The following is an 8,185-nucleotide window of genomic DNA, read 5'->3' on the forward strand; positions in this document are numbered from 1 at the left end:
AAGGAAAAAGGATGAATCAGAAGAGAGAAATAAGGACTGTGTCCCTCATAGGACTGGGAGCCATCGGCTGTTTCCTGGCAAGCCATCTTGGCCCGATGATGGGAAATGATTTTCGGGTGATTGCAGGGGGCAGCCGCCGCCAGCGCCTGGAACAGGAGGGAGTCACGGTCAACGGGGTTAATTACCGTTTCCGCACCATGTCCCCGGAGGAAACCTGCGGTCAGGATTATCCGGATTTAGCTATTATCATCACCAAGTTTCCCGCCCTGCCCCAGGCGCTGGAGGACATAAGAAACCAGATTGGCCCGGATACCCTTATTATGGCTCCCCTGAACGGGGTGGAGGCAGAGGATAAGGTGGCGGAGGTATTTGGCTGGGACAATCTGCTCTATTCCCTGGCAAAGGTGAGCGTTGTCATGAAGGACGGCTGCGCCTCCTTTAATCCCAAGGCTGCCAGGATTGAAATGGGGGAAAAGTACAATGAGACAGTGTCCCCCAGGGTTCAGGCCGTGAAGGAACTGTTTGAGCGGGCAGGCATCCGTACTGTTGTTCCCAAGGATATGGAGCGGGCCATCTGGTATAAATACATGTGCAATGTCAGTGAGAACCAGAGCGCTGCTGTCCTGGGAATTCCCTTTGGAGCCTGGAGCGTCAGCAGCCATGCCAATTTTATCCGGGAAAAACTGATGCGTGAGGTCATAGCCATTGCCGGAAAAAAGGGAATCGACCTGTCGGAGAAGGATATGGAAAAACAGGCTGGCGTGCTTAAGGATGTGCCCCCTAAAAATAAGCCCTCCACCCTTCAGGACATTGAGGCAGGCCGCAAGACAGAGGTGGAGATGTTCGGCGGCACCATCATCCGCATGGGCCGTGAGCTGGGAGTGCCTACGCCTTATAATGAAATGTTTTACCATGGAATCAAGGTGCTGGAACAGAAGAATGAGGGACTTTTTTAAAAGAAATAGACTTAGGTGCGGAACGAAAGACGGATGAACCGTAAGGCAGCCATCCGTCTTTTGTTTCACGTTTATTCGCTTGTGTGTCCTGCCTATATAGCCACAGGAATCTTCCCGCTAAAGGTGTGATACTGATAATTTTCCAGCCGGAAGCTGTCTGTGGTGAACTTATAAAAGTCCTGGATGGAGGTATCCATGGACAGGGTGGGGCCGGGATAGGGCTCGCGTTTCAAAAGCTCCTGAACCATGGGAATGTGGCGGTCGTAGATATGAGCGTCCGCAATGACATGAACCAGTTCACCGGGCTTCAGGCCGCTTACCTGTGCCAGCATGTGAAGCAGGACAGCGTACTGGCATACATTCCAGCTGTTGGCTGTCAGCATGTCCTGGGAACGCTGGTTTAAGATGCCGTTCAGGGTATTGCCGGAGACATTGAAGGTCATGCTGTAAGCGCATGGATAAAGGTTCATCTCACATAAATCATGGTGGTTATAGATGTTGGACATGATTCGGCGGCTTAAGGGATTGTGCTTTAAGTCGTACAGGATGCGGTCCACCTGGTCAAAATCCCCTTCCTTATAATGATGCTTTACGCCCAGCTGGTAACCGTAAGCCTTGCCGATACTGCCGTCTTCATCTGCCCAGGAATCCCAGATGTGGCTGTTCAGGTGGTGGATGTTGTTGGACTTTTTCTGCCATATCCACAGCAGCTCGTCCACCGCTGACTTAAAGGCAGTACGCCGCAGGGTGATGACGGGAAATTCCCTGGTGAGGTCGTAGCGGTTCACGATGCCGAAGCGTTTAATGGTGTGGGCCGGAGTGCCGTCCTCCCATACGGGACGCACGTCATAGTCCGTATCCCAGACGCCGTGTTCCAATATATCGTTGCAGTTTTGTATGAATATCTGGTCTGCGTAGCTCATGTTTATTGTCCTCCATTTTAAATATGGAATCATTATAACAGAGGACAGGCTGTTTAGGAAGACATTTGTGGAGTAAGTTCAGGTTAAGCCTTTCTATCACCTTTTCTTTCAAAGGGTTTCGTGATATAATCTGTCAAGACCAGTGTCAGGGCAGGCCTGTGTAAAAGCAGGCGGCAGGGATGAATCATTGTTGGAAAAATATGGGAGGTACTTGCGCATGAATTTAATCGTTGCAGTGGATGAAAAATGGGGGATTGGCAGGGACGGCGGACTCCTTGCGCATCTTCCGGAAGACATGAAGTATTTCAGGGAGACCACCAGGGGCAAGACAGTGGTTATGGGCCGTAAGACCCTGGAGAGCTTTCCGGGAGGAAAGCCCCTCAAAAACCGTGTGAACATTGTTTTATCCAGAAATGAACAATATGCCCCTGAGGGCGTCCGGGTGTACCAGAGGGTGGAGGATGTGCTGGAGGCATTAAAGGGCTGCGGTGAGGATGACGTGTTTGTTATCGGCGGAGGCATGATATACAGGGAGTTTCTGCCGTATTGCACCAAGGCATATGTGACTTATATCCGCCGCACCTTTGATGTGGACACGGATTTTGAAAATCTGGACCGGAATGGGGACTGGGAGCTGGAGTCGGTCAGTGATGCAAAGGAGCATGAAGGCATATCCTTCGAATTCAGAATATACGGAAGGGTAAGGTGATATTACATTGAATCTTTGTGTGACAGCGGACAGGCATTGGGCCATCGGTAAGGATGGCAGGCCATTGGTGACCATTCCCGCGGACCGACAGATGTTCCTTAAGGAGACAGCCGGCAAGGTGGTGGTCATGGGAAGGAAGACACTGGAGGGACTGCCGGGAGGACAGCCCTTTGGAAACAGGGTAAACATTGTCCTGACCCATGATATGCAGTATAAGGTAAAGGGCGCGGCTGTCTGCCACAGCCTGGAAGAGGCGCTGGAGGCCCTGGAGAACTACGATGAAAATGATATCTATATCATAGGAGGGGAGAGTATTTACCGGCAGTTTCTTCCCTACTGTACGCAGGCCCATGTGACCAGCATTGACTATTCCTATGACGGGGATGCGTATTTTCCTGATTTGGAAGAGGATGAGGGCTGGTATCTGGCGGAAGAGGGGGATGAACAGACCTATTTTGACCTCTGTTATACCTTCCGGAGGTTCCGGCGGAAAAAGTAATAAAAAAATTGTTCAACACGCTGAAAAAAAGAAAATAATTTTTGAAAAAATATAAAAACCGGTTGTAACATGAAGCAGAAAATGTTAATATAAAGCTTGTGCGAGGGTAAATTCTCACAAGCTTCTAAAAAACAGGAGAACGGGGGAATGTATAATGAAACAGGATGGAACATTATTTACACTTGAAAATGATGAACTTCTAGTTACTGTTGCCCGCCGCGGTGCAGAACTTACCAGGATTTATGACAAGAAGGCGGACCGTGAAGTGCTTTGGTGCGCAAAACCGTCTGTGTGGAACAGACACGCCCCTGTGCTTTTCCCATTTGTGGGAAAATGTTATGGGGGAGCGTATATCCATGACGGGAAAGAATACAGCATGACGCCCCACGGCTTTGCAAGGGATATGGATTTTGAGCCCCTGCTCTGCGATATGGATGAGTGCTGGTTCCGTTTGAAGGACACGCCGGAGACATATGGGAAGTATCCGTTCCATTTTGAAGTGGAGATTGGACACAGGCTGGAGGGCAGGACCATCCAGGTCATGTGGAAGGTCACCAACACGGATTTGGGTGAGATGCTGTTCATGATGGGCGGACACCCTGCATTCCAGGTGCCGGAAGGAAAGAACATATACGATTTCACCTTTGAGTTTAACCAAAAGGGGTGCCGCAAGGGACAGTTTACGGATTGTCTCCATTATCTTGCGCCCAATGCAGATGGTTACGAGAAGGAAGAACTACAGGGAGATTTAAAGCTGTCCGAGGGCCGTGTGCCTCTGACAAAAGGATTTTTCGATACAGCTCTTACATATATGTTTGATGAAGCACAGGTCAGCAGCGTAAGCCTGATATTGGATGGAAGCCCCTATGTGACGTTGGAATGCGACGATTTCCCATATTTGGGAATATGGACAATGGAGGCCACCCATCCCTTTGTATGTCTGGAACCATGGTACGGTATCTGCGCATCAGATGGATATAAGGGGGAATTAAAGGACAGAAGGGGAGTCATATCATTGCCCGGTTGGGAAACCTGGCAGAAGAGCTACCAGATAAGGGTGGAATAACGAATGAATGTCACGTCCGGACGCGCGGCGGAAAACCAGCTGAGGACGCGAGTATATATTACTAGGAGGAGAACCATGTATAAGATTGTAAAATCAGAATGCCTGGCAGATAAGATATATCTGATGGACGTGGAAGCACCGCGTATAGCCAGGGCCTGTCAACCAGGCGAATTTGTAATTGTCAAGATGGACGAAGTAGGAGAGAGAATTCCGTTAACCATCTGTGACTACGACCGTGAGAAAGGCCTGGTAACTATTGTGTTCCAGATTGTGGGAGCATCCACAGAGCGTATGGCCGGACTGAAGGCCGGAGACAGCTTTGCAGATTTCGTAGGCCCCCTTGGGCAGCCTTCCGAATTCGTGAAGGACGACCTGGAGGAAGTGAAGAAGAGACGCTATCTCTTTGTAGCCGGCGGCGTTGGTTCCGCACCTGTTTACCCACAGGTAAAATGGCTGAAAGAGCGCGGTATTGATGTGGATGTGGTGGAAGGCGCCAAGACCAAGGATATGCTGATTCTGGAAGAGGAAATGAGGTCAGTTGCAGGAAACCTCTATATCACCACGGACGATGGTTCCTATGTACGCAAGGGCATGGTAACGGATGTTGTTAAGGATTTGGTGGAGAACCAGGGAAAGAAGTATGATGTCTGCGTTGCCATCGGACCTATGATTATGATGAAATTTGTATGCAAGCTCACCAAGGAGCTGGGAATCCCAACCATCGTCAGCATGAACCCAATCATGGTGGACGGCACAGGAATGTGCGGCGCCTGCCGTGTAAGCGTTGGCGGGGAAGTGAAGTTCGCATGTGTGGACGGACCTGAGTTCGACGGCCATCTGGTAGATTTCGACCAGGCTATGAAACGCCAGCAGATGTACAAGACAGAGGAAGGCAGGGCCATCTTAAGGCTGCGTGAGGGAGCTACCCATCACGGCGGATGCGGAAACTGCGGAGGTGAGGAATAATGGACGTATTAAAGAAGATACCCGTAAGGGAGCAGGACCCAAAGGAAAGGGCAACCAATTTTAAGGAAGTATGTCTGGGATACAACCAGGAAGAGGCCCAGGAAGAGGCAATGCGCTGCATTAACTGTAAGAATGCCAAATGTATCCAGGGATGCCCGGTTGCCATTAATATACCAAAGTTCATTGCAGAAGTAAAAGAAGGAAAATTTGAGGATGCAGCCAATACCATAGCGGAATCCAGCGCCCTGCCTGCAGTATGCGGACGTGTATGCCCACAGGAGAGCCAGTGCGAAGGTAAATGTATCCGCGGTATCAAAGGCGAGCCAATCTCCATCGGAAAGCTGGAGCGTTTTGTGGCAGACTGGTCCAGGGAAAATGGGTTTGTACCGGCTAAACCGGAGAAGACCAACGGCATCAAGGTGGCTGTAATCGGTTCCGGCCCTGCAGGACTTACCTGTGCAGGCGACCTTGCAAAGATGGGATACGAAGTAACCATTTTCGAAGCCCTTCATGAGCCAGGCGGCGTGCTTACATACGGAATTCCTGAATTCCGTCTTCCCAAGTCAGGCGTGGTACAGCCTGAAATCGACAACGTGAGGAAACTGGGCGTTAAGATTGAGACGAATGTTATCATCGGAAAATCCGTGACCATAGACGAGCTGATGGATGAGGAAGGCTTTAAGGCTGTATTCATCGGTTCCGGCGCAGGACTTCCCAAGTTCATGGGAATTCCAGGCGAGAACGCCAACGGCGTATTCTCCGCCAACGAGTATCTGACCAGAAGCAACCTGATGAAGGCCTTCCGCGATGATTACGATACGCCAATCTACCTGGGCAAGAAGGTAGCAGTAGTAGGCGGCGGAAACGTGGCCATGGATGCTGCCAGAACAGCACTCCGTCTGGGAGCAGAGGTACATGTAGTGTACAGAAGAAGCGAAGCCGAGCTGCCTGCCCGTGTGGAGGAAGTACATCATGCTAAGGAAGAGGGAATCATCTTCAACCTGCTGACCAATCCGGTAGAGATTCTGACCGACGACAATGGATGGGTTAAGGGAATGGTAGTGCGCAAGATGGAATTGGGCGAGCCGGATGCATCAGGCCGCCGCAGACCGGTAGAGGTTGCTGGTTCTGATTACACCATCGACGTGGACGCTGTCATCATGTCCCTGGGAACATCACCAAACCCACTTATTTCTTCCACCACAGAAGGTCTGGAGACCAACAAGTGGAAATGCATCATTGCGGATGAGAGCAACGGAAAGACCACCAAGGAAGGCGTATACGCAGGCGGCGATGCCGTAACAGGCGCTGCAACCGTAATCCTTGCCATGGAGGCAGGCCGTGCAGGTGCAAGAGGAATTGACGAGTACCTTAACGGAAATAAATAAGTAAATATGTAATCTGGGATATAAGGAGCCGGTATCCGGGGGAGTCTGTCTGAATGGACAGGGGAACCTGGATGCCGGTTTTTGTGTGAGGGATGGGAAGGGGAGGGGGAGGGTGAGAGGGCAGAGGATGAGGCGGCAGAGGATGAGGCGGCAAAAGATGGTGGGGCAGCAGAGACAGGAGAGGAAAAGAAAAATGAGTTAGGTATTGACGCTTTATGGGTATATGTGGTATTCTATAAAAAATCGCATGGAAATCTCTGTGCCGGATTCTTAGTTGTAGTTTCGTGGTCATTTGGCTGGTTCAGCCGTTTTCTCGTATGGATGTTTGAAAAAAGGTGGTGATGCAAGATTCATTGTGTTCTGCAGGATGCAGCGGTGTTTTTGAATCAATATCTATAAGTATCTGTGAGTCAGTGCTGTTTATCAGTAATCGGTTATATTCGTAAATCAATATTCTTGAAAAATCAGATGGGATTGTTTGAACATTAAAATTGAATGGTATGTTTTGCGCGTCTTAAAAATCATTGTTTTAACGGCGTTTATTTGCTGACGAAATTTGTTGCGGTGGGGGGCGTGCGTTGCGGTGGGATGTGTGTGCTGCGGTGCGGTGGGATGTGTGATAAGTGCAGAATTGCCTGATAAACTGACTGCCTGGAGAAGGGGAAAAGGTAATCATAAAAAGGACGATATTTGGAGCATGGATGTTGGAAAAATCAGGGAAAGAGAGGTAGGTAAAGGAAAATGACTGGAAGAGAACGTGAGATAACCAAAAGTAAATTCAGAACAGGTATCATGGCATCTGTACTGTCAGTGCTAATGTCAGTTATGATTGCGCTGCCGGTTTATGGGGGCCAGTGGATGTATGATAATACCGGCTGGCGGTGGCAGGATGAAAATGGAAATCAACCTGAGAACCGTTGGCTGTGGCTGGACGGCAATCAGGATGGTTTGGCGGAGCATTATTATTTTGGTCCGGACGGATACATGATTTCAAATACCACGGCACCGGACGGGCAGCAGGTGAATGAAGATGGTGCCTGGATAATAGACGGGATAGTCCAAAGGGAGGAAATGAATGAAGCGGACAACCGGGTATGGAACATAAACATGTCGGAAGCAGAGTATGTCCGGTTCATGGATATGGCGAACCGTATAAATGGAAAGACAGGAGTGAGTAATAAAAATGTATTGGAAAATCGGGCAGTCCTTTCAGATTCCGCGGAGGGGATTTTTGCAGAGGGCATTTCTACGGAGGATATTTCCGGGAGCCGGCTGGCATACCATATCATACAATTGGTTAACGAGGAGAGACAAAGAAACGGGAAAACCGTACTGGCAGTTGACGTGGAACTAATGGAAAATGCCGTGACCAGGGCAGAGGAGGCATGTACATATTACAGCCACACGCGTCCTGATAAAAGTAAATTTGACACAGCAATAACAGTGAAGCGGTATTCATCTGCAGAAAACCTGGCAAGATTGTACCGGAGGGAAAGCCTTGAGACAGCAGCAGAGGCGGCAGTCAAAGGATGGCGGGATTCAGAAAAACATAGGAAGCAAATGCTGGATGAAAGATGGACGAGGACAGGAGCAGGTGTCTGTGAGAGGGATGGATATATTTTCATATCACAGATATTCATCAAAGGCATATAGCGCAAATGCTTTTTATCAGAGGAGG

At 49.6% G+C, this 8,185-nt stretch carries 10 protein-coding genes; 9 read left to right on the forward strand and 1 reads right to left on the reverse strand.

Features of this window, described 5'->3' with window-relative positions; translation table 11 throughout:
• Window positions 1–11: 11 nt before the first annotated feature.
• Complete coding sequence (locus I2H39_RS05820) at window positions 12–956, forward strand: ketopantoate reductase family protein (protein ID WP_195626055.1); 945 nt, start codon at window positions 12–14, stop codon at window positions 954–956.
• A gap of 92 nt (window positions 957–1,048) precedes the next feature.
• Here the strand turns inward: I2H39_RS05820 and thyA are convergent, their stop codons facing one another.
• Window positions 1,049–1,879, reverse strand: a complete 831-nt coding sequence (thyA, locus tag I2H39_RS05825) for a thymidylate synthase (RefSeq protein WP_195626056.1) — start codon at window positions 1,877–1,879, stop codon at window positions 1,049–1,051.
• Window positions 1,880–2,096: 217 nt separating this feature from the next.
• On the opposite strand from thyA, the gene I2H39_RS05830 reads away from it, so the two are divergent.
• The 8 genes from I2H39_RS05830 (at window position 2,097) to I2H39_RS05860 (ending at window position 8,160) form a co-directional block, all read left to right on the forward strand.
• Window positions 2,097–2,588: a dihydrofolate reductase gene (locus I2H39_RS05830; protein ID WP_138309762.1), complete on the forward strand. Its 492-nt coding sequence runs from the start codon at window positions 2,097–2,099 to the stop codon at window positions 2,586–2,588.
• Window positions 2,589–2,595: 7 nt separating this feature from the next.
• The gene (locus I2H39_RS05835; protein WP_195626057.1) at window positions 2,596–3,087 is read left to right on the forward strand and encodes a dihydrofolate reductase; all 492 of its coding nucleotides are present in this window, start codon (window positions 2,596–2,598) and stop codon (window positions 3,085–3,087) included.
• A 154-nt stretch (window positions 3,088–3,241) separates the two neighbouring features.
• A complete protein-coding gene (locus I2H39_RS05840; protein ID WP_195626058.1) occupies window positions 3,242–4,153 on the forward strand; it encodes an aldose 1-epimerase family protein in 912 nt (303 codons plus the stop codon).
• Between the two features lie 75 nt (window positions 4,154–4,228).
• Window positions 4,229–5,119, forward strand: coding sequence for a sulfide/dihydroorotate dehydrogenase-like FAD/NAD-binding protein (locus tag I2H39_RS05845; RefSeq protein WP_002569852.1), 891 nt, complete (start codon window positions 4,229–4,231; stop codon window positions 5,117–5,119).
• On the forward strand, window positions 5,119–6,507 hold the full coding sequence (gltA, locus tag I2H39_RS05850) for an NADPH-dependent glutamate synthase (protein WP_138309759.1): 1,389 nt from the start codon (window positions 5,119–5,121) through the stop codon (window positions 6,505–6,507). The genes I2H39_RS05845 and gltA overlap by 1 nt, the downstream gene beginning before the upstream one ends.
• Before the next feature lie 81 nt (window positions 6,508–6,588).
• On the forward strand, window positions 6,589–6,849 hold the full coding sequence (locus I2H39_RS05855; protein WP_195626059.1) for a hypothetical protein: 261 nt from the start codon (window positions 6,589–6,591) through the stop codon (window positions 6,847–6,849).
• 274 nt (window positions 6,850–7,123) lie between these two features.
• A complete protein-coding gene (locus I2H39_RS29445; RefSeq protein WP_264469698.1) occupies window positions 7,124–7,252 on the forward strand; it encodes a hypothetical protein in 129 nt (42 codons plus the stop codon).
• A complete protein-coding gene (locus I2H39_RS05860) occupies window positions 7,249–8,160 on the forward strand; it encodes a CAP domain-containing protein (RefSeq protein WP_195626060.1) in 912 nt (303 codons plus the stop codon). Before I2H39_RS29445 ends, I2H39_RS05860 begins: the two co-directional genes overlap by 4 nt.
• Window positions 8,161–8,185: the final 25 nt, after the last annotated feature.

The organism is Clostridium sp. 1001283B150225_161107_B6, assembly GCF_015556325.1.
Classification (GTDB): Bacteria; Bacillota; Clostridia; order Lachnospirales; family Lachnospiraceae; genus Enterocloster.

Excerpts from the sequence above, each read along its gene's own strand:
- I2H39_RS05820 (WP_195626055.1), top strand. The coding sequence starts at position 12 with ATGAATCAGAAGAGAGAAATAAGGACTGTGTCCCTCATAGGACTGGGA.
- thyA (WP_195626056.1), bottom strand. The coding sequence starts at position 1,879 with ATGAGCTACGCAGACCAGATATTCATACAAAACTGCAACGATATATTG.
- I2H39_RS05830 (WP_138309762.1), top strand. The coding sequence starts at position 2,097 with ATGAATTTAATCGTTGCAGTGGATGAAAAATGGGGGATTGGCAGGGAC.
- I2H39_RS05840 (WP_195626058.1), top strand. The coding sequence starts at position 3,242 with ATGAAACAGGATGGAACATTATTTACACTTGAAAATGATGAACTTCTA.
- I2H39_RS05845 (WP_002569852.1), top strand. The coding sequence starts at position 4,229 with ATGTATAAGATTGTAAAATCAGAATGCCTGGCAGATAAGATATATCTG.
- gltA (WP_138309759.1), top strand. The coding sequence starts at position 5,119 with ATGGACGTATTAAAGAAGATACCCGTAAGGGAGCAGGACCCAAAGGAA.
- I2H39_RS05860 (WP_195626060.1), top strand. The coding sequence starts at position 7,249 with ATGACTGGAAGAGAACGTGAGATAACCAAAAGTAAATTCAGAACAGGT.